Source organism: uncultured Dokdonia sp., assembly GCF_947492815.1.
In the GTDB taxonomy this organism is placed as follows: domain Bacteria; phylum Bacteroidota; class Bacteroidia; order Flavobacteriales; family Flavobacteriaceae; genus Dokdonia.
This window is the reverse complement of record NZ_CANLOB010000012.1, coordinates 97,465-120,397: the sequence shown is the minus strand read 5'-3', so window position 1 is coordinate 120,397 and position 22,933 is coordinate 97,465. Positions and strand designations below refer to the sequence as shown.

12 protein-coding genes are annotated in these 22,933 nt (G+C 34.5%); 2 read left to right on the top strand and 10 right to left on the bottom strand.

From position 1 onward, the window contains the following. Positions 1 to 187: 187 nt before the first annotated feature. Positions 188 to 955, bottom strand: a complete 768-nt coding sequence (locus Q1A01_RS12790; protein WP_299681312.1) for a DJ-1/PfpI family protein — start codon at positions 953 to 955, stop codon at positions 188 to 190. Positions 956 to 960: 5 nt separating this feature from the next. Further along, positions 961 to 2,196 carry an MFS transporter gene (locus Q1A01_RS12785; RefSeq protein ID WP_299681310.1) on the bottom strand — a complete coding sequence of 412 codons (1,236 nt, stop codon included), beginning with the start codon at positions 2,194 to 2,196 and terminating at the stop codon, positions 961 to 963. 251 nt (positions 2,197 to 2,447) lie between these two features. On the opposite strand from Q1A01_RS12785, the gene Q1A01_RS12780 reads away from it, so the two are divergent. Further along, the gene (locus Q1A01_RS12780; protein ID WP_299681308.1) at positions 2,448 to 3,089 is read left to right on the top strand and encodes a DUF1684 domain-containing protein; all 642 of its coding nucleotides are present in this window, start codon (positions 2,448 to 2,450) and stop codon (positions 3,087 to 3,089) included. Between the two features lie 131 nt (positions 3,090 to 3,220). Here the strand turns inward: Q1A01_RS12780 and Q1A01_RS12775 are convergent, their stop codons facing one another. From Q1A01_RS12775 to Q1A01_RS12740, 8 genes are all read right to left on the bottom strand, one after another. Further along, positions 3,221 to 4,129, bottom strand: coding sequence for a glycosyl hydrolase family 17 protein (locus Q1A01_RS12775; protein ID WP_299681306.1), 909 nt, complete (start codon positions 4,127 to 4,129; stop codon positions 3,221 to 3,223). Between the two features lie 5 nt (positions 4,130 to 4,134). Next, entirely contained in the window at positions 4,135 to 6,459 is a 2,325-nt protein-coding gene (locus Q1A01_RS12770) for an MFS transporter (protein ID WP_299681304.1), read from the bottom strand. A 134-nt stretch (positions 6,460 to 6,593) separates the two neighbouring features. Beyond that, entirely contained in the window at positions 6,594 to 8,102 is a 1,509-nt protein-coding gene (locus Q1A01_RS12765) for a glycoside hydrolase family 30 protein (RefSeq protein ID WP_299681302.1), read from the bottom strand. Between the two features lie 5 nt (positions 8,103 to 8,107). Continuing rightward, positions 8,108 to 9,397 (bottom strand): glycosyl hydrolase family 17 protein, encoded by a 1,290-nt coding sequence (locus tag Q1A01_RS12760; protein WP_299681299.1) that lies wholly within the window; start codon positions 9,395 to 9,397, stop codon positions 8,108 to 8,110. A gap of 119 nt (positions 9,398 to 9,516) precedes the next feature. Further along, positions 9,517 to 12,987: a hypothetical protein gene (locus tag Q1A01_RS12755; RefSeq protein ID WP_299681296.1), complete on the bottom strand. Its 3,471-nt coding sequence runs from the start codon at positions 12,985 to 12,987 to the stop codon at positions 9,517 to 9,519. 190 nt (positions 12,988 to 13,177) lie between these two features. Further along, the gene (locus Q1A01_RS12750) at positions 13,178 to 14,044 is read right to left on the bottom strand and encodes a glycoside hydrolase family 16 protein (RefSeq protein ID WP_299681293.1); all 867 of its coding nucleotides are present in this window, start codon (positions 14,042 to 14,044) and stop codon (positions 13,178 to 13,180) included. 129 nt (positions 14,045 to 14,173) lie between these two features. Beyond that, positions 14,174 to 16,459, bottom strand: a complete 2,286-nt coding sequence (locus Q1A01_RS12745; protein WP_299681290.1) for a carbohydrate binding domain-containing protein — start codon at positions 16,457 to 16,459, stop codon at positions 14,174 to 14,176. Positions 16,460 to 16,465: 6 nt separating this feature from the next. Further along, a complete protein-coding gene (locus Q1A01_RS12740; RefSeq protein ID WP_299681287.1) occupies positions 16,466 to 19,582 on the bottom strand; it encodes a glycosidase in 3,117 nt (1,038 codons plus the stop codon). Positions 19,583 to 20,035: 453 nt separating this feature from the next. Between Q1A01_RS12740 and Q1A01_RS12735 the strand changes: the two genes are divergently transcribed. After that, on the top strand, positions 20,036 to 22,840 hold the full coding sequence (locus Q1A01_RS12735) for a two-component regulator propeller domain-containing protein (protein ID WP_299681284.1): 2,805 nt from the start codon (positions 20,036 to 20,038) through the stop codon (positions 22,838 to 22,840). Positions 22,841 to 22,933: the final 93 nt, after the last annotated feature.

Sequence of the window (22,933 nt, the reverse complement as noted above, 5' to 3'; positions counted from 1 at the left end):
AATCCGTATTTTAGACAAAATACAGCACAAAAAATGCGCTATATTTTAGCGCATTTTTTTGTGTTTATTGGCACTGTCAAAGGGTTTAATACCCTGAGACTTACTTCAAAATTAAAATTCAGTTGTGTATAAAAGCTTTTTGGACTTGGTCTAAGGTTGTTGACTCATAAAGGTTACTTCCGATAAACTATTCCACAATCAAATGAGGGACTTCATTTAATTTCCAATCAATTACAAGACCTCCAGCAAGAGATCGAGCAATTTCTGCTCCATATAAATGTTCTGCCAGATAGAGTGCTGCCTCAAAACTTTTGGCACCACCCGCTGAGGTAATGTACTTTCCATCGTGTACAAATAATACTTCTTTACGGATATCTAATTGTGGAAACGTATCGCGCATCTTATCTATATCACTTGGGAAGGTAGTAGATACTTTACCATCTAATAGTCCTGCTTTTGCTAAAACAAAAGCACCATCACAATGTGATGTCATATACAAGGCATTCTGATCTACTTTCTTAACAAAATTGATCATTACTTCATCATCCAAATCGGTATCTAAATGATGTTCTGCACTTGGAACGACCAGAATATCAATGTTAGGGAGATCTGGCGCAGTATAATCAAAATCGGGTAGGAGGTACATACCTTCAAATGTACGGATAGGATTTAAAGTATTTGCAACTGTAAATACATTCATCTGTTTGATGTTTTCACGATACTGTGTATGTTGAAAAATATCAAACGGTGCTGTGAGTTCCGTATTATAGGTTCCGTCCATAATTAGAAAGGCGACATTATATCGCCCTTCTTTTAATTCTGGCTTTGCTTTAGCGAAAGCGTTATTTGACGTAGTAATTTCTGTATTAGGCACCTCTGTTTCTATTTGTTTTCTTTCTTTAGTTTCGCAAGAGTAGAGTGCTAGAACCGCTATTAGTATAAATAGATGCTTCATGTATATTATTTAGATTTTAAATATAGTTGTTTTGTCGTTGTTTCTTCCATTACTTTTCGTCTAGATAAGTACATAAAAAAACAAGCAATAACTGTGAGTCCAAATATAAATAACCAAACCACCTTAAACCCATATTTTGCAGTTATTTGCATACCTGCATTATGAGAAAAAATACTGGCTATAGCAAAAGCCATAGAATACAATCCCATAAAAGCACCTTGCTTCCCTATTTTAGAACGATCTAATGCAAATTTATTACTAAAAGGAAATCCTATCATTTCCCCAAAAGTCATCAGTACAATAGAAATAAATAAAACACCTATCCACGCTTCCCATACAAGCACAATATAACTGAGTCCTGTAAACGCAATTCCTATAATAGTGAGTTGTATATTATCATACTTCTTTTTTAGTAGCCAAGTGACCAATGGCATTTCTAATAGCACGATCATTATTGGGTTGATTCCCATCAATAATCCAATATTAGGTTTACTTATTTCATAAACAGTTGTATAATAAAGGGGTACTACCGTAAATAGAGGAAGAAATGCCATGGCAAATAGTATGAGACCTATAAGAAAATAAACATAGGTGATGTCTTTTTCTGGCGCTATAGGGTTTTCTACAACCACTTCGGTATCTACTTCTTTTACCGTTTTTGGATTTAATACATACATCATTAATAGGGCAGCAAGTAAACAGGTAAACCCATCGGCATAGAAGAGTGCATGATACCCTACAGTTCCAATTAAAAGACCACCTATCATTGGTCCAGCTCCCATTCCTAAGTTAATAGCAAGTCTCAATAGCGTAAGAGATCGTGTTTTATTTTCTGGTTTTGAATAGGCACTTAACGCCACAAAAAATGCAGGACGTCCCATATCAGCAAGTGTGATCAAAATAAAAAAGGAAAAACATAATCCCCAGAAGTAAGCAATATGCATCACCCATAGGAAGTTAATTCCTGTAAAAAAGAGACTTAAAAGGATTACTTTATAATATCCTATAAGATCTGTTAATTTTCCTCCTATATAGGATCCTACTACAGATCCTAAACCATAAGCAGACATGATCCATGCGATATCACTTAATGTAATTCCTATACTTTCATTAAGGTAAATAGATAGAAATGGAATCACCATCGCCCCAAAGCGGTTTACAAAAGTAATGAGTGACAGCCACCATACTTCTTTAGAGAGGCCTTCAAATGTTTTTATATAATTGCGCAGTATGAGTTTCATAACACAGGTGTTTTAGTGAGTTTATATAGATACCCTGTGCCGACTTTATAAAAGCAAAAAGTCCGACACAGAGGGTCGGACTTTTAAGAATTGTTACTTATTTTTTATATAGAAACAATACATAGCGTCCGACAGTGGAAATTCCACTTCTGAGATCGGTAACATGTATTGACTTGTTTCATTGTTTTTTTATTTGATACTTCAAAACTAAGTAAAAAATGTGTTACTTGTACACACTTAAAACAAGAAAAATGAAATTTTATATTTTTTTAGTTGTTTTCGCTTTCGCGAAAATTGCTGTTTCTCAGTCAGATACTTCTGTAAACGTTGATGATTCATTGTTGATAGCACAAGCACAAGAATATCAAAAATCACTTTCTGAAGATTATGAAGATCCAGAAACTTCTATTCTAAGTAAGAAACAATTAAGAAAATTTGACGGATTGGAATTCTACCCAGTCGATTTAAAATTTCGCGTAAGCGCAACGTTTACCAAGACACCTAATGCAACACCATTTGAAATGTCTTTATCTACAGGTCGTACAAGAGAGTATGTGATGTATGGTATTGCAAAATTTGAAATAGATGAGGAGATTTTTACATTACCCATTTATCAAAACACCTATTATATAGAACATCCTGAGCATGAGTACGGACAAAGTCTTTTCTTACCTTTTACAGATTATACCAGTGGAGATGGTTCCTATGGTGGTGGTCGTTATGTAGACATAGAGCAGTCTGATATTATAAATAATACATTGATTATAGATTTTAATAAGAGCTACAATCCTTATTGTGCTTATACCACGGGTTATAGTTGTCCTATTCCTCCTGAATATAATGATTTAACCATTCGGATAGAAGCGGGAGTTAAAGATTTTGGAGCGCATTAGATACAGCATAAAACATCCCCATTTTAATATGTAAAATGAGGATGCGTTGTTTTAAGGGGGTTCAAGCTACTTAAAAAAATCTTCTACTAATGGAATCAATTGATTTGAGTTATTTGTACTATATATTGTTTTTAGTATTTTAATTTTTCACGTTTATCCCATAATCCCCAATAGGCACCTACGTCACCTTCTGGACCTACTTTCCATGATTCGTCAAAGGAAGAGAAATAGAATAATTCTATATTTTCTTTTGCAGACCAAGCCTGTGCATTGATAAAATATTTCATGGCATTTTCTTTTGAAGGATAGGCTCCTTTTAGATTGGTTCCATGACTAGGCCATCCTGTTTCTGTAATAATTACTTTTTTACCATTTGCAGCATGGGTAGCTTGTCCAAACATTTGCTGCATGTGATTTAAAGCATTTTCTTGGTCACATCCTTCCCAATAGGGATAACAATTAGATAAGATCACATCACAAGCTTCTGTGATTTTTGGCCTATGAGAAAATTCGTAATATGCATCTACATATCCAACAGTAATATCTGGCAATGCTTCTTTAACAATATAGATATAGTCTAACAATTGTTCTTCAGTAAGATCACCTCGATACATCACCTCATTTCCTACGGCTGCAATATCTACACAGCCTTCTTTTGCGAGTGCAATGAGAGCTTCAATTTCATCTTCATTTTTTTGAAGATCATCCCCTAGCCATGCACCTACCATAGTTTTCATTCCATGTTTGTGTGCTATACGAGGAATGTATTCGTTACCTTCAATACAAGAGAAGGAACGCACCCATTTTGTATAAGGTTTTATGATATTTATTCTGCGTTCTACTTGTGCTTCAGTAATTACATCGCCAGGTTCTTGTCCATCTTCGTACATACTAAAACACAGTCCGTGCATTCCAGCTTTTACTGTTTTTCTCCAAAGCTTTTCTAATTCTTTAGTAGTATACTTGCTAAAATCAACACCTTTGTGGTGTGTGAAATCTGTGTTTTCAAGTAGAAAATTATGATCTCCTCTATATGACATATGTATTAATATTTTAATTTTTCACTTGTATCCCATAATCCCCATCGTGCCCCTACATCACCTTCTTGATGTACTTTCCATGACTCATCAAAAGAGGAGAAATAGAATAGGGGTATAGCGCTTTTTTTAGACATATTACTAGCAGAAATGAAATATTTCATGGCATTTTCTGTAGTAGGCATCGCACCTTCTACACTATCTCCTTGATTTGGCCATCCAGTTTCTGTAATAATGATTGGTTTCCCTTTTGAAATATCTTTTGTTGCTGTATACATTTGTCTTAGGTAGCGAGTGGCGTCTTCAATACTACTCCCTTCCCAGAATGGGTAACAGTTTACTAAAATAACATCACACACTTCTATAAGTTCTGGATGCTCATGAAATTGGTAATACGCATCTACATATCCTACAGGGATGCCTGGTAATTCCTTTTTCACTTTATTGATGTGTACGATAATTTCTTGCACATTTAAATCACCTCTCATGAGTACTTCATTACCTATTACAGCAATATTTACAAGCTTATTTTTTGCAAGTTGAATAAGCGCATCAATTTCTTTATTATTTTGAGCTTTATCGCTTCCAATCCATGCACCTACCATGGTTTTCAGGCCTTTATTATGCGCCGTTTGTGGAATGAATTCGTTTCCATTTGTACAAGAGAATGAACGCACCCATTTGGTATAAGGCGCAATAACATCCATACGGCGTTGTATTTGCGCTTCAGATAGTTGATCACCAATATCCTGTCCTTCTGTATATGGACTAAAACATATCCCGTGTAAACCCCCATTTAATGATTTGGTAAATAGTGATTTGAGTTCATCGGTAGACATCCCACTAAAATCTATATCATATTTTGAGTCACTAGTTACTGAAGTGCCTGTTAACGTTGCTAGTTTACCTGTTTGATAAAAAGACGTTGTTTTTTTGCGTCTTTCTAATTCTGCGCTTATTTCTAATGAGCGTTCTTCTGTATGATTATAACTACGCATGATCCACATGGCTCCAAGTGTACCAAGTATGGGTAAACCTGAATAAAATATTCTTATTCCGGTAATAGAGGCTTCAGAATTAACGGTATCTGGTACAAAACCTACTAATGTCATTATTGCGCCTGTCAATAATCCTGCAATGGCAAAACCAAATTTTACCATCCACCAGTAAATAGCGCCAAAAACGCCTTCTCTTCGTTTTCCTGTATTTAATTCGTCAATATCTATAATATCTGAAGTCATAGACATCATGAGCGTAAACAAGCCTCCAATTCCAAAAGAGAAAAAAGGCAATGCAAATAAAAACATGTAAGGTTTACCTGGAATGAATAAAAACCATAACATAATATATCCTAAAACTGAAATTCCTTGAGACCATAAGAAAGCTTTCTTTTTTCCTAAGGTTTTTGACATTTTTGCTACAATTGGAATAACTAAGAAAGTCGTTGCTAAGGCTCCTACGCTTCCTAATAATGTTGGCCATAGTCCTGCTGCTTTTGCATCTCCATTAAATAAATAATAAACTACAATAAAAAATGAAAAACCAGCAACTACATTAAAAGAATTGTATATTAAAAATGTTGAAAAGCATAATTTTCTAAAAGCTCCAATTTTAAAAGCCTCTTTGAAGTTATCAATGATTTGTTTAAAACTACCTCCTAAATTTTTCATAGTTAAAGGAGTCAGACTTTCATCATCTTTAGTTGATTTGCTTTTTATAAAAAGAGCAGGTACCATAGCTAAAAGAGCACAAGTAACACCAACCCAAATACCTAATGTTCTTGTTGTTTCAGTGGTAACTCCAAACCAATCATCATTATACATAACTACCCAAAACCATGGTGCAATGACCCAAGCCCATTGTCCTATAGACTGCGCAACTGCCATAATATTTGTGCGTTCATGAAAATCATCACTCATTTCATATCCCATGGCAACATAAGGAACACTAAATATGGTCATACCTAGATAAAAAACCAATGACCATATCAAGAAGTATATAAAATTATAATCTGGGCCATCAGCTTCATATAATTGCCACATAATAGAAAAAGAAATTCCCATAATAATTGCGCCAATAAAAACATATTGTCTACGTCTTCCCCAAACAGATCTAGTATTATCCGAAATAAAACCCATTAACGGATCTGTAAAAGCATCGAAAATACGAGGAAGAAAAAATAAAACTCCCCACAAAATTGTAGAAATCCCATAATCTTGAGTTAATACTACCATAAAAATTGCTAAAGCAGCAGGAAACATTTGATTGGCAAGCATTCCAACACCAAAGGCTACTTTCTGACCGAATGGGACTTTTTGGGTAGTTGTGGACATAATTTTTAGAGTTTTAGTTAGTAATTAGTTGATTAATAACGGTAATAATTCTAAGTCCGCTTTCGCGAAAGCGTATAAAGACTCCATCTTATTACGAGTTATCGTAGTATTCATTATGTGTATGCTATATAGTATCATTTACGACTCGGGATCATAATTGTTTGCAACGCTTGTCCTTTAATATGAAGGTTTACCGTTTCTTCTTTAAGTATTAAGCTAAAATTTCTTGCCTGTGGTTTTTCATTAAAAACAACAACAGCAATAGAGCCATCAGGATTTTTGGCAGCAGTGACCATAAATTTTTTATCTGCTGGACTATCAAGAGCAATTACTTTTGCGCCAGGGCGTATATATTTACTAAAATGTGCCATGGTGTAGTATAACGGTGTAAAGTATACTTCATCTTTTTCTGGATCTACAATGACAGGAGCTGCACACCAGTTTTTAAACCAGTTTGGACCTCCTTGGGTATCTAATACCATATTCCAATCTACCCAACCATCTACCCAGTTATTAAGGCAACCTATAATGTCTCTTGCATATCTGTTTACAGGAGCATATTTAGGGTGTAAGTATTTTTTTTCTTCTTCACGCCAATCGAACCCCCAATCTGTAGCTTCTTTACTCCAATACCACGTATCATCTTTCCATGCAGGTACTTCAGAATCAATACAGCCTTCTGTTTCTATGAGTAATTTGTTTGGGGCTTTGTTATGCGCATATTGTAATTCTTCTGGGAATACTTCATACGTACTTTCATACCAATGTATGGCAGTACCATCAAAATATTTTGAGGTTTCTTCGGTAGCATACATAGAGTCTACCCATTCTTTTAAGCCTTCTCTATTCTGGTCATATCCTAAAATAATTTTATCACCATGCCCATCTGTTTCTAGTTTTGGACCTAAATGATTTTGTACAAAATTGGTCATCTCATCAGGTGTGTAGTGCATACTTTCCCAATTATCACCATTTCCATGCGGTTCGTTTTCTACTGTGAAGCCCCAAATATCAATACCTTCAGCTTTGTATGCGTCTACATATTTTGAAAAGAATAAGGCCCATGTGTCATAATACTTCGGTAATAATTTTCCGCCTACCCACTCGTTGTTATCTTTCATCCAAGGAGCAGCTGTCCAAGGGGATGCAAAGATTTTGAACCCATCATCCGAAGCTGTCATTGCATCTTTAATCATAGGAATAAGATCATCTTTGTCTTCTTGAATGGTAAAATGTTCCAATTCCATATCATCTTCAACAGGTGAATATGAATATTGTGATAATGAAAAATCACAAGAGTTCATATGCGTTCGAGTAAGTGAATAATTAGCTCCTTCTTTACTAAAGTAGGCTTGTATAATGGTATCTCTATTTTTCTTACTTAAACGATTTAGTAAATAGGCAGAAGATTCTGTAAAAGCGCCTCCAAATCCTGTAATAGTTTGTAATTCTTTTTCTGGAAAAAGCGTGATTTTTTCTAAAGTATCTGCTTCAGAAATTGTTTGTACAGCCGTTAATTTATTTCCACTAGCTGAGGTCTCATAGACGTCTACTTGAAGTGTTTTTGATTGTTCTTTTTCTTTAGTGCATGCCATTATGGTAATTACAAGTATAAATAGCGGATATGTTTTAAATAGTTTCATAAGTATTAATTCACTAGCACCTTTCCTTTTTCAGGAGGAGATAACACATCAGTAAGTAATGCTTCTTTATCTCCGTTATAGGTTTTGGTTATTGGATTTCCATTACGTGTTAACCCTTTAAACACTTGTTTGTCTACAAGTTTCCAAAGTGCATATTTTGCTTTTCCATCTACTGTGAAAAGGCCAAAATGATTTTCTGATCCTCCGCTGTTATGTGCATCTTTCCAAGGTTCATCAAAGGCTTCAAAATAGAAGCATGACATCCCATTCTCATTGGTCCAATCACGCATATGTTCATAGTATAGCGCCTCTTTATATTCATCAGTAGCTTTAGAGCCGTTAGGCCCATATAAACCATTAGATGCGCTTGCCCATCCGGTTTCGCCAATATGAATAGGTTTATCTATTCCTAGGCTGTTCATATAACGAGCAACACTATCCGTCTGTGCAATGGCATAGTTTTTGGCACGTAACATTGCCTTATCTATTTTTTCAAGTTGCGATAGTTCGTTTTCTTGACCAAATACTCCCCAAAAAGTTGGATTGTAATGTGTATCGTGCATCGGGTAGGTGTGTACAGATAGATAATCTACTGCTTGTATAAGATCTTCTAATGCTTTGACGTGGTATTGATTTTCTCCACCTCCCCAAGAAGCAAAATTATCTGAACTCGTAATCCATAAGTCTTTTGAAAGTGTCCCTATTGCTTTAAGATCTTGTAAGTGGTTTACCCATTTTAAAATAACATCTGGCTGTACATAATAAGAGGTAGCCCATTTGACCATAGCTTCATTACCTACCGCAATAATCTTTACAATATTTGGGTATTGTTGAGCAAGCTTTACAGCTCTATCAATTTCGGCGGCATTATCTGGACTCTCTATATCGTGATTTGGTTCTTGATCTGTCCATGCGTTTAAGCAATCTATCCAGGCGCCTAACATTACATACATCTCAAAACTTACATCTTCTTCTTTAAGCTCTTTAATAGCTTTTAGGATATTGGATGCTTGCGCTAACTGTACATTATAAGTTCTTATTACTTTAATATTCATCGCATGCAGCAATTTCATATCTTCCTTTAGCTGCGGTATAGTAGGTTGGCTATCACGAGAAGTCATACGATATCCACCATAAGAGATGGCTAAGTAATCTGAATTTCCTAATATATCTTTTGCAGTCACTTTTTTCACTATTAGTTCTTTTGGAGTTTCAGGGGCTTTCATATCTTTTTTACAAGACCATCCACAAAAAGATAGAAGCAATCCAACTATGATGTGTTTTATATTTTTCATGGGTTCTTGTATTATTTTATATTTTCTTATTAAAAGTATGTTGCTACTATACGCTTTCGTACTTCGACAAGCTCAGCATAAACTTCTGCATCACTATATTTTTTGAAAGCATATACATACTATTTTAAATAGTTGTTAGTTACTGATACATGTATTTGAACAATATCTCCTGTACGGCTAAATACTTGCTTACTTATGGTGTTATCTAATTGCAATGCATCAAAAGTTTGAGAAGTCCCTTCTTTTGAGCGTACTTCTATACATGCTTTTTCTGAAATGGTATAGATCACTGGTATTTGACAATAGGTAAAGCAAATAGCGTCTTTAGGGATATGAATCGTTTGTTTTTTTAGGTTTATATCGATATAATCAAATGATTGTGGGGTGTTTAAAAATTCTGATTTACGAAGCATATGTGGACTGAATTGAAGTTTTCCATCATTTACAAAAACGCCTAATTCTCCAAAACGACTTAGGATGTCTTCTTTTACCTGTCCTGTCATTCCTGGTTGTTGTGCTCCTTTACCTGCCGGTGTGTGTGAGTACGGATCTGTTGGGAAAGCTCCATATAGTTTTGGTGATTTATGAACGCCAATGCCTTCATTTATTTCATAATAGTGTTCTAATAATCTACCAATAATCTCATCGCTTTCCTGCTCTCTAATAGCTTTTAAACAACATTCTTGTACAGCCAGTAGTAATTTGGAAACCATGTGCCAATAAATAGAGCCAAGACCTTCATATCCAAAGAAGGTTCCTGATCTTCCTGTAAATGCTTTATGGTTGAATACTAATTCATAGGTGTCTAATAAGAATTGACGCTCTTTAGTAACGAGTTTTTGATAGGTAGTATCTAGGGTATCTAATGCTTCGTTTAATCGCTTTGCGTTATTAAAATTACCATTGAAATGATAATGACCCTTGATGTCTTTCTGTACTATTTGACTATTATTATGGTCAAGAAGTTGTTGCAAAAGCTTTGATTCGCTTATTGCTTTTTCAGGGATTTGATTTTTATCTAAAAACTTCGCTAATTCTTTGTTAGGGTAGAGGAGATAGCTGTATTGATCTTCTCTAAATAAGGCGCTACTTTTTAAAGCGTCTAGTACCTCAAGATTCTCTTTTGAGCTAAGATATCCCGAACTCAAGACACTTACTTGCCCTTCTAGCATTTCTTCTAGGTAACTTACTGTAACTTCCTTATCACCATGTACGGTCATCAAATTATATGCATGGTACAGATTGTCTTCTCGTTTATTTGCATCTATAGTATGTTCTATATATGATAGGCATGTTGTTATAAAATCAGATATACTATGTAATGAAATCGTTTCTTTTTTTCCTGAAAAGTTGTTTTTGTATATCTGCGTTCTATAGATGCTAGCAGCAGTACCTAAACCATCTAAAATCGTTTTACGATCTGTGTCAGAAATAGCACTATTTAATACATCTCTATGTGCGCTAAGGGTATAGGTGATCCCTGTATAAAAATCATGTAATTCTTTAGATATTTTGGTTTCTTCAATAGTTGCATTTGCAATACTATTTCCAAAGAAGTGAAGGAATCGTCTTAAATAATATAAGGTTACCATAGAGACGCCATTCCCTACAAGTGCATTATTAGCATCATTCCATTCTGGACGTTGTGTATTTAACCAAATACCGGCTTCTGGAATGAAATTGGATATTTTAGCCAACACTGTTGCTAATATTTTCTCGATGAGGTTTACGTTGTAGATCTCATTTTTTGAGGTCTGTAATAGAGCACCATCTACCCCTAAAGTTGCTCTTCTCTTGCGTATTTTATCATCAAGATTAAAATCAAAGTCGATCGTGTCTTTTGGGTTTTTTAATATTTCTGTATACTCTTTTATGATATAAGGAACATTAGCATATACAAAGAGGTCTGTATCAAAAAAACTTGCAAGTTTTCCAGGATGATGCCCTTCAATAATTTCTAAAAACTTCTGTAGGTAAATGATTTGATGATCTCCCCAATATCCTATATATGCCCAAGGATTATCTTCTTCTATAGTTTCCCAATCAAAGCCACCTTTTGTAACACGATATGGATTGTATCCATCAAACGTAGTTGCATTGAGAAACTTATGAATCATACTCTCAATAAAATCTGGATATGCAAGTGATAATGCTTCCCAATTTTGAAAAATATCTCTCCAGTTTCCTTCGTAGTCTAATACTTTAGAACCATCAACCTCATTACGTGTGTTAATTGAAAACTTATTCCATGGTCTACTTGGATCTCCATGCCTTCTACTAAATTTTAATGGCATGTATTCTAAGCATAATCTCTTAAAATGTGGATCATTACTTTTAGAAGCTATATCTTTTAAAAAGGGAAGTGAGAATGTATCAGGTAAAGCTGCTATTACTGCTTTTTCTTTTTCAAAAACAGCGGTGTTTGCTTTTGCAATATAGGTTTCAAAATCCCATTTTTCTATTTGATAATTGTGATCAAAAATACCACCTCTCATAATATTGAAAAGCGTATTTGAAAAATGACGTGTATTTCTGAGTTTATTGTCACTGAGTTGCATCGCATCAGATGCACCTGCTAATTCTAAAAGGTGTGCTGTCCCTACATCAATATCTTCTTGAACTAACTCCATAAGGTTAGGAGTTGTCTTTATTTTTTCAGAAATCTCTGTGATAGAACTTATCGTATGGTTTACATCAGCAATGAGCATCCATTCTTTTTTTTCGCTCTTTGCTAACTCAATTTCTGTAGCCACAAAATAGGCACCTCGTTCTGCTTTAACATCTGTTTCTTGATGAATAGTTTTTCCTCGTCTAAAAGATTCTAACTGAAGAGATGATACAAGATACGTAGGATTGTCTATACCTAAAGACCAGATAATATTACTTTTTAATGCTTCGCTTGGCTCTGCTTTGTCAACAATAATAGCACTGAGTGCATATAAACCAATACCTGTATCTTCTATAAGTTCGTTACGCTTATACGCATCTACTAGATTACTACTTGCTTTTTGTAAATCTTCACCCACACCATAAGGAACGATATTTTGTAAACCATCTAATACAGTTACTTTTACAGACGTTTCCTGATCATTTATAAGTGTAGATTTCTTGACAAAACCATAGGTATCGCTAGAACTCCATTGGTATCTATAGGTGAGTCCTAAATCAGTATTTTTTTCTTCAAAAATGACTTTGTTCCCATAGTTGTTTTTATATAGGTTCCGAGTGATATTATAGACTCCTTTGTATGTGTTTGAAAACGGTTCCCATAAAAATATTTTATCCTTCTTTTGTACTTTAAGTAGTGTTTTGCTACCTGTTACATCTGCAGATTCAGTAATCTTATCATCTGTATAATAAGGAAATAGTGAATTGTCTGAGTTTTTTCTACCTGCAGATAACCCTCCATTACTGGCAATAAACATCCAATGGTTTGAATTACTAATGATACTCATGAAAAAAGGCCTCATTTGATCACTGTTGGATATCTTATAATAGATTTCGTTATCAATATTGAGAAGTTCTCCTTTTATTTCAAGCTCATTATAAGAGGCTTGTTGATGTCCTATATAAATAGATTGTTTTGTCATTTATGATTTTTCACGAAAATGGCACTTCTTATAGCGCTCATTATGATTAAGAAATAGTATGTTATCTGAATTATCAGATAAGACCGTATTTCACTTTAGGGGATTATTCTATTATCTACAGCATCAAACAGGAGATGATGTTTCCATTTGATGCTATAGATGCTATTATATATTGTTGTTTACACCTTGATTAATTTCCTATCTCGTATATACGTACATAGTCTACAATCATTTGCTGAGGTAAAGGTGTTGAGTCTACTGGAAATCCAACAAAGGTTCCACCTACCGCAACATTTAATAGTATAAAGAAAGGTTGATCATCAAAAACCCAGTCGGCGCCATTTGGAATATCATCTTTAGTGATTCTATTAAAGCGAATACCATCTATAAAGTAATCTATGAAATCAGGACTCCACTCAATAGCAAACTCATGAAACTCTGTATCAAAACGCTCATCTTCTAGATCTAATTCACCAGAGATGGCACCTCCTCCAGAATATCCTGGGCCATGTATACTTCCAATGGTTCTAAAAGGCTCTTGACCTCTCATTTCTGTGACATCTATTTCACCTACAAATGGCCATGCAATAGTAGCAGGATCATCATCTGGTTCAGTTTCAATATTACTTCCTAACATCCAAAAAGCTGGCCAAACACCACGTCCTCCAGGCATTTGTATTCTTGCTTCAAAACGGCCATATTGTTGCTCTACTTTATCTCTAGTATTTATTCTAGCAGAGGTAAAAGGTGATCCTTGAAAGTTTTCTCTACGAGCCGTAATGACCATATTTCCTTGACCATCTAAGGATACATTTTCTGGGCGATCTGTATAATATTGAAGTTCTTGATTTCCCCATCCATTATCTCCAGTACCTATATCAAAATTCCAAAACTCAGGATTAATTGATGCTCCTGCTTCTCCGTTAAAATCGTCTTCAAATACGAGATTAAGATTTGTTAGACCTATCGTACTTCCTTCGTCGTCATTACAACTTAGTACTGCCATACAGATAAAACCATATGCGATACTTTTTAAGATTCCATTTTTTATTTTCATTTTCCTTTTTTTGTGAGAAACAAAAGAGATAGATCCATACATTACAGTTGGGTGGTTACTGAGTACGCTTTCGCGAAAGCGTACCCTGAAGCTATATCTTTTATCACTTTATTAAATAATTTTTTGTCTTTAGTTTTGTACTAATGATACATTATCAATTACCAGAACTCCCGTATCTGCTCCCATGTCAAATAACACACGACCATCGGTAGAAGAGAAATTTGCAGTAAGTTCAAGGGTAAATGTTTGAACGGTATCTGTCACTGTGACTTCCATACTTTGGTTTGTAAATGGTGCGACAAAGAGCCCTATACCTGCAATCATGGTTCGACTACCTGTATCTGTAGAAGCATCAAACGTTAATGTGAACGTTTCTCCATCATTGATGACTAATCCTCTCTGACTTAAGTTTACATCAAATGGGTTTCCAGCTGTAGCAACGTCTACAAAGTTAAAGCTGTTACCTCCGTCTGTTTGTACATTAAATCCATTTCCTTCCCATACAGTCATTCCTTGTTCAAAGTCTCCATTGGTGAGTTCGTTATCACCTCCGCCGCCTCCGCCTCCGTCATTTAATTCTAAAATAACATTGTCAATAACTATAATACCTGTATCTGCTCCCATGTCAAATAACACACGACTATCTACAGACGTAAAATTAGCAGTAAGCTCTAAGGTAAACGTTTGTGTAGTTTCAGTAACTGTAACTTCCATAGTTTGGTTTGTAAACGGTGCGACAAAGAGTCCTATACCAGCAATCATAGTTCGACTACCTGTACCTGCATCTGTAGAAGCATCAAAGGTTAATGTGTATGTATCACCTTCTGCAATGTCTAAACCTCTTTGACTTAAGTTTACATCAAAAGGATTACCAGCTGTAGCAACATCTACAAAATTAAAGCTATTACCACCTTCTGTTTGAACATTAAATCCATTTCCTTCCCATACGGTCATTCCTTGCTCAAAATCTCCATTGATCAATAGGTTGTCGCCGCCGCCGCCGCCGCCGCCATCGCCGTCGGTTAATTGAATATCATCTATAAAATATACAGAACCATCACCAGGCATTGGGTTTGCTTCATCTATATCAAAAATGATCACTAATCGATCATAGGATATACTAGGATTTACAAGTCCTGTAAAATCAAAAAGGAGTTCTTCCCACTGATTACTTACGGTGTTTGTAATATCTACTCTGATTTGTGTACTTGCATCTTGACTGTTTTCTAACGCTACTCTCACAGGAGTACCTGCATTTGGTGCTAATACTAAAGCACTCACTATTTGATTTGTTGAGAAATCAACAGGTACATCTAGATCAATAAATTGTCCTGCAAAGAATTGTGATCCTTCACTTTTTAATGATCTTAAGACATTGGAACTATTATTTAATCCACCTACTACTGGATTTGCAGCTATAGAAGGACCTGCTCCTTCAAACCCTATTGGATTGTAATTAAGTGTTGTTGATTCAAAACCTAATGGGAGTCCTATTTCGGTAGCATCAGAATCATCTACATTTCCAGAGGCATCTACATCCATAAATGTAATAGATCCGTCTGCTTCAAGACCATTTAATGTAGCGCTTATAATTGAAGAGCCTGAATCGCTTAACACGGATACAACACCAAATTCATCTACTGTAGCAACAGATTCATTAGAAGAAGTATAATCAAAATATGCTGCTGTTGTCGTAAGACTTTGTAAGACACCAGATGGAAGGTTATAAGTAGCCGATGCTCCATCTATCGTAATTGTACTTCCTGCCGAAGCAGCTGTTACTTGATCTACTCCGTTTAATATTTGAGCGCTTTCTTGTATAAATGTGCTTAAGTTTTCAAACTTTACTTCATCTATCCATAGTTGGTATGAAGATCCATCGTCTGCAGCTTCTGCTATCCAAAGCATTCCTCTTTCTTGTGTAAGTTTTGCAGAATTAGGAATTGGGATAAAGTATTTTTGCCATGCAGTTCCTACTTGAATGCCGTTCACTTGTGTTCTAAATACTTCTCCTTCAAAGGTTAATCCAAATCCTATTTGATTGATAGTTTCTCCTTTTGATGCTCTTGCATAAAAAGTCAATACATTATAATCTGTTAAGTTTCTACCTACGCCGGTAGTAAATACACCTCCTGCAAATCCTCCTTCTGGATCATTTGTATTTGGTATATCAAAACGCATAGCGAGATCCCCTTGGAATGTAATATCTGAATCTACATCAAAAGCAGTTACTTTAGAAGTTCCAAAAGCTGCGTATTCTAGACTAGCACTAAATGAGTCTATAAATACATCTGCTATATTTGGAAAAGTGGCTTCTTGTAAATTTTCGTCATCTGGCTGACAACTATAATTAATAACTAAAAACAGCGCGGCTATTAAGTAGCTTATTTTTCTTGTTGTGAATATATTCTTCATGACTTTTTATTTTCCAATGTTAATGTGTAAATATGTTCTAATTTCCCACTCATTTCCGTTAGGGAATCCCATGTCAATTGGGTCTTGAAATTGAAATCTCGGAGAGAAATTATCTAAAGAACGCCAAGTATAACGGATACCAATACGTGTGTTTGGTAAGATAAACCAGTCTGGTTTACCTACAGTAGTAGAAAGGTCTACCTTAAACTGAAAAGGGAATGTTAAGTTGAAATCTCTATGGAAATCAAAAGGACCCCAATCATCTATTTTTACTTCAGTCATTAATTTAAGTTTATTATAGATCACACGCACATCTGTACCATATCTATAAATAACTCTATCATCACTTCCGTTTGCTTGACCATTTCCTCCAAAGAAGTTAGCTATCAATCCAAAATCTGGTGTAAACTTAGAAACCACTCTACCATTTATCTCCCACAAATCTTGTGCTGATGGCGCTGAGTCAAAAGCCACAGGAGCACGACTATTTCCAAAGAATCCAATAGCTGCATCTTGTGTTGTTGGAAGATGTCTATATACAAACCCTAAACTAGCTGCAAATGGAGCATCTTCAGCTCTGTCATTATCCCACTCATAAAACCAAGATCCAGGAGTAGGATCATAGGTTAATAATAGTTCTCCTGCTGTTGTTCTTCTGTTTGATCTTACAACAAAAGGATCAGCAAGAATATTTCTAGCTCTAGCAGGAGCAGGTGATCCTAATGGAATTGGATCAACTAAAGGCTCTTGCCATAAGAAGTTAGGAGCAATTTGTAAATCTCCTATAGTATATGTAAAACCAGTTAAGAAGTTATATTGATTACCACTTCCACTATCTTTTAATCTCCAACCTGTGAATGTTTTTGTATAATCTGCACCACCGCCGGCAACGAGTCCTTGAGCAGCAGCTTGTGCATACCAGTTGAACCTACCTCCAGTATATTTAAGTTTTACTTTACCTCCCCAGTTATCATCAGAATCGATGGTATTGACAAAAACATTTGTATTTCCATTTTCATCATTCTGAATAACTTGATATTCTCTTCCATTTAAAGGTTGACCACCCCAAATAGCACCTAATTCTACATCAAACTTACCAAACTTGCGTTGTGCATATCCTGTAAACCTTCTCGTTCTTGGCTGAGGAATAGCTCCAGATGTTACACCAGCACCTCCTTGTTGTGCGATATCTTCGTGAAAGATACCTGCTACTTTATATTTTCCGAATTGCTTCTCATATTTTACAAGAACAGCAGGGTTAGCTCCCCACCATAATTCTGGACCAAATGCGACCTTAAGTCCTTTGAATTCTTTCTTTCCTTCAAATTCAAAACCAAAAGGAGCTAAACCATTATATAGGTCTATATTAGGTCCATAGTTTGCTTCAGGATATAATCCGAAGAAATCACCTTCGTATCCCCAGTGATAATGTCCTGTACGATAGAATCCTTTTACATTTGTATATTTTGTATTCCAATCAAATTCAGCTTGGTATATCTGAACTCTATTATTATCTGTAATAGGTACAATTCCATTGTCAGTTTGGACATTTATTGGACGACCTCTATTTTCAAAGAAAATTTCATCGATAGGATTTCTAGCGACATTTCCTAAAATGTTGGTTACCACATTTGCTTTTAGTCCAGGCATTGGATTTGCTTCTACACCAATGTAATAAGACTCCATATTATCAAATCCTAATTGGTCAGGAAATACGTTTGCATTTGGGTCTCTATCATCTGGTGTTGTTATGCGTTTACCTCCCGTGTTAAATGTTGTAAACTCAGCTCTTAACGAACTTAGTTTAATTTTACTTCCTCCGGAGCTTCCAGAGGCTGCTTTATCACCACGAGCTCTTAATACGGCGTCAATAAGTTGAATATTATTAAAGTGATTTTCAACAGAAGCAGCAGTGGTTCCTAATGCATAAGGATTTAATTCGTGTGCTTCTTTTAAGGCATAATATGCAGCTCTTGGATACAATGTATAAAGTCCTTTAGCATTTGTAGGTCCTTTTGCACAGATACCAAACCACTCTTCATTCATATTGTTTTCTCCTTCTTCAAAATCAAATTGGTATCCTCCATTAGCCCATGAAGCATTATTATCATGAGTATCTAAATTTGTGGTTTGACCATATTTCCACCAGCCATCGCTAAATTGGAAAGTAAATCCACCTAATGAATTTTCTGCTTTTCCTAAACCGGCAGCATTGGCATAAATTTCTTTCCAATTCCCCACCATATAATAAGCTTGCGCTTTTTGGTCTTCTTGGTTCTGATTCGCATTAAAGGCATCTGATCCAAATTCAGTAAACATGATTGGTTTTCCAAATTCATTTTTCACTTTTTCAAAAGCATCACCAAAAGAAACGCCTCGATACATGTTTGTACCATAGATATCAATATCTTTACATTCTTCTGCTACGATGTCTAAGAAAAGTAAGTCTCCATTACAAATCGCAATAGGTTGTGAGGTGATAATTTTTTTCATTTCGATAGTCGCTTCATTAAAAAGCTTATACATAGCTCTAGCTCTAGGCTTTATTCGACTATCTTCTTCAGGAACGTCTTCTGTTTCGGCTCCATCCCAAAAAAGGCCATAGTTATTTTCATTACCTAATAGAAACATTAATATTCCAGGAGTATCTTTAAACTCTCGAGCCATTGCAGTAGTTTCTTTGATTAGAAGCTCTTTTACACGAGGATCAGCATAATCTGTAATAGGTTGCCATGCACCATCTATGGTAAGGCCATAACGTCCAAATGAATGATTGATCATGGTATAAATACCATAATTCTCATAAATATATTGAACCCATTTTGGTTTTAATCCTACATATTGTCTTATGACATTTACACCCATGTTTTTAAGGAGTGACATCTCTGCATCTAAAGCTTCCTTTATGATATCATCAGATTGATTCCAGAATTGATAGGAAGTTGTTGCTACGGTCTGACCAATTGGGATATAATCCCAATTCATACCATTAATCATAAGGTCTTGCCCGTCTACTATCAATTTTGCGCCATCACTAGTATTCTCCACAGTTACTTTATTAGCTTGAGCGACTAATGATGTTGTGGCCAGAAATAGAAATAGTCTTAATAAATAATGTTTCATTGAATCATTGGTTTTAGTAAGTATGTATACATCATTTTGAGATAATGATGAATTTTAATCTTATGTATCTAGTAAATATATAATTATGTGATGTAAATATTATTAATTATAAATGCACAAAAACTATACATTTTGCTTATTTGAGTATGATTTTTTAAGAATTTGATGATTTTAGCCTATAAATATTGAGAATATTGATATTTGTCAACTCGTTTTTTTAACTTTAAAAAAATGCTAACATATAGCTGTGTTGTGTTAATTTTGTGTTAATGTTGTACTCATGTTGTAGTGTTTTTATTTATTGTATAGGCATTACTCCCATTAGATGTAAGTAAAAAGCATCATTGTTTATTATTTTTTAAATAAATGAATGACTATTACGGTAGTATAGTATCCTTCATTTGGTTAGGAAATGCTACTTTTTTAAATTTTCATTAAAGAGAAATATTCAAAATGACACAGTATATCATACGTATAAGTTTTTTATTATTTTTCTTTGCTTTCGCGAAAGCGCAAGAACTCCCGCCTGTTGTAAATTATCCGCCTAGTGTTTACGATGCTGATAATCAAAACTGGATGCTCACTCAAGGTCCAGACAAGACCATATTTGTTGCAAATAATAGAGGTTTATTAACATTTAATGGAGCACAATGGGATTTGTACCCTTCTCCAAATAGAACAATTGTTAGAGCTGTAAAAGCTGTTTCAGATAAGGTATATACGGGCGCTTATATGGATTTTGGTGTTTGGGAGAAAGAGGTTACAGGAGTTTTAAAATATACTTCAATTATTGCTAATTTGCATATAGAAATGATTGAGGATGAGCATATTTGGAATATAGAGAGTTATGGGCAGTATGTACTTTTTCAATCTTTAGATCGTATTTATATTTATGATACTGTAGGTAGACAAGTTCAAGTGGTGACTCCAAATGCGCAAATAACACGTCTGTTTCTAGTGGGAGATGATTTGCTGTTTCAGGTAAAAGGAGAAGGATTATATACGATACAAAAAGGAAAACCTGTTCTTTATAATTCCAGTTCTGTACTCGCTCAAGAACGTTTAATTAATCTTTTTCAGATAGATGGGAAATTGATTGGTATTACTGCTAATGATGGATTCTATGTTATAGATGAACAACAAGCAACATCTTGGGAAGTATTAAGTAATGAGTCCATAAAAAAATACACTGTATATAGTGCTATTCAGCGTAAAAATAAATCTATTGTTTTAGGAACTATTGAAAATGGAATTATTCAACTTTCTAAAGATGGGGTATTTCAATATCAAATTAAACAAGGGAATGGTTTAAATAATAATACGGCATTGACTCTACTAGAAGATAAGGATCAAAACTTGTGGGTTGGATTAGATGCTGGAATTGACTGTATAAATAGCCAAAGTCCTTTTCATCAATACATAGATGTAAGTGGTGAATTAGGTACTATATATGCTTCTGCTACAATAAATGGTTATATGTATCTAGGTACAAATCAGGGCTTATTTTATAAACCAGAAACCTCACAATCAGATTTTGTTAGAATGCCAGGTACTGAAGGACAGGTTTGGAGTTTGAGGATTATAGATGGAGTCCTTTTTTGTGGTCATAATAACGGAACCTATATTATAGAAAAATCAAGCCAACAATTAATTGCTACTATTGAGGGGACATGGGATATCAAACAAATACCAACTCATAAAAACCTTCTTTTACAAGGTAATTATGACGGATTATATGTTTTAGAACGTGCAGATTCTGGATGGCGTGTAAGAAATAAAATCCAAAACTTTGTAAACTCTTCTAAGCATTTTGAAATTATTGATGCAGATGAAATTCTTGTTAATCATGAATATAAAGGAGTCTTTGAAATTAAAGTAGATGACGAATATCAAGAAGCTACAGAAGTATTTAAGCATACGAGTGTCAATATAGGAGAGCATTCAAGTTTATCACGATTAGACAATGCTGTTTTTTATGCAAATAAAGAAGGAGTATTTGTGTATGACTCTGAAAATCAAAAATTTGTAATTAATCAAAAACTTAGTCTCATATTTAATGATGATACCTTTGTGACTGGTAAACTAATAGAAGATCAAAATAAATTATGGGCATTTACAAAAGATAATCTTATTAGTATTTCTAGTGATAAATTAGATGGCGCTTATAGTATTAAAAAAATACCTATTCCCATTAGTCTACGTAATACTGTTGAGGGGTATGAGAGTTTTGTTAACATCCGAGAAAATGAATATCTGTTAGGAACTTCAAATGGGTATATCGTTGTAAATACATCTGATGCTTATACAGAAGTTCAAGATTATAAAATAAATTTAAAATCCGTAAGTGTACATAGTTTAGGTAACGAATCTAGATTAATATCTTATGATGATGAAGTGGAATTTTCTTCAAGAGATAATAACTTGAGTTTTTCATATAGTGTTCCTGAATATGATAAGTTTCACACTACAGAGTATTCCTATTTATTAGAAGGCTTATACGATGTCTGGAGTCCTTGGACAACAAATTCAAATATACACTTCGAAAATTTACCACATAATTCTTATACTTTTAAGGCTAAGGCTCGTGTGGGAGGAGAAGAGACTAGTAATGAATTAATATACTCCTTTAGTATTGAGCGTCCATGGTATTTATCTAACCTTAGTATTATACTGTATGTGATTTTAACAGTATTCTTATTTATTTTATTGAATTGGTTTTATAAACGTTACTACAGAAAGCAACAAGAGCTCGCGCTTGAACGAACTAAAAAAGATATGGAACTCAAAGCTCTAGAGAGTGAGAAGCAAATTGTAGAATTAAATAATGCTAATTTAAAACAAGACATAGATGCTCGTAATAGAGAACTCGCTGTTTCTACTATGAACATGGTTAATAAAAACAAAACCTTAAATGCTATTAAAAATGCGCTATTAAAAGCTGAGAAGATTGAAGATATAAATAAAATAGTTTCTTTAGTAGATAAAACCATTGAAAATGAAGAGGACTGGAATTTCTTTGAAGAAGCATTTAACCATGCAGATAAAGATTTCTTTAGAAAGGTTAAAGAAAAACACCCTTCATTAACAGCAAATGATTTGAAGTTATGTGTTTATTTAAGACTTAATATGTCTTCTAAAGAAATTGCTCCATTATTAAATATCTCCTCACGTAGTGTTGAAATAAAACGCTACAGATTACGAAAGAAACTAGATTTATCAAGGGATGTAAATCTAAATGACTACTTCATTAATCTTTAAGCGATACAACATGTGAGTTTTAGAATACAACATTACCACAACAATGATGTATTTTGTTCAAACTTTTTATCTTTTTAACGTTTCTATAAATTC

Bases quoted from the DNA above. Each gene is read 5' to 3' on its own strand.
- Q1A01_RS12790 (WP_299681312.1), bottom strand. From the start codon at position 955: ATGAAGCATCTATTTATACTAATAGCGGTTCTAGCACTCTACTCTTGC.
- Q1A01_RS12785 (WP_299681310.1), bottom strand. From the start codon at position 2,196: ATGAAACTCATACTGCGCAATTATATAAAAACATTTGAAGGCCTCTCT.
- Q1A01_RS12780 (WP_299681308.1), top strand. From the start codon at position 2,448: ATGAAATTTTATATTTTTTTAGTTGTTTTCGCTTTCGCGAAAATTGCT.
- Q1A01_RS12775 (WP_299681306.1), bottom strand. From the start codon at position 4,129: ATGTCATATAGAGGAGATCATAATTTTCTACTTGAAAACACAGATTTC.
- Q1A01_RS12770 (WP_299681304.1), bottom strand. From the start codon at position 6,459: ATGTCCACAACTACCCAAAAAGTCCCATTCGGTCAGAAAGTAGCCTTT.
- Q1A01_RS12765 (WP_299681302.1), bottom strand. From the start codon at position 8,102: ATGAAACTATTTAAAACATATCCGCTATTTATACTTGTAATTACCATA.
- Q1A01_RS12760 (WP_299681299.1), bottom strand. From the start codon at position 9,397: ATGAAAAATATAAAACACATCATAGTTGGATTGCTTCTATCTTTTTGT.
- Q1A01_RS12755 (WP_299681296.1), bottom strand. From the start codon at position 12,987: ATGACAAAACAATCTATTTATATAGGACATCAACAAGCCTCTTATAAT.
- Q1A01_RS12750 (WP_299681293.1), bottom strand. From the start codon at position 14,044: ATGAAAATAAAAAATGGAATCTTAAAAAGTATCGCATATGGTTTTATC.
- Q1A01_RS12745 (WP_299681290.1), bottom strand. From the start codon at position 16,459: ATGAAGAATATATTCACAACAAGAAAAATAAGCTACTTAATAGCCGCG.
- Q1A01_RS12740 (WP_299681287.1), bottom strand. From the start codon at position 19,582: ATGAAACATTATTTATTAAGACTATTTCTATTTCTGGCCACAACATCA.
- Q1A01_RS12735 (WP_299681284.1), top strand. From the start codon at position 20,036: ATGACACAGTATATCATACGTATAAGTTTTTTATTATTTTTCTTTGCT.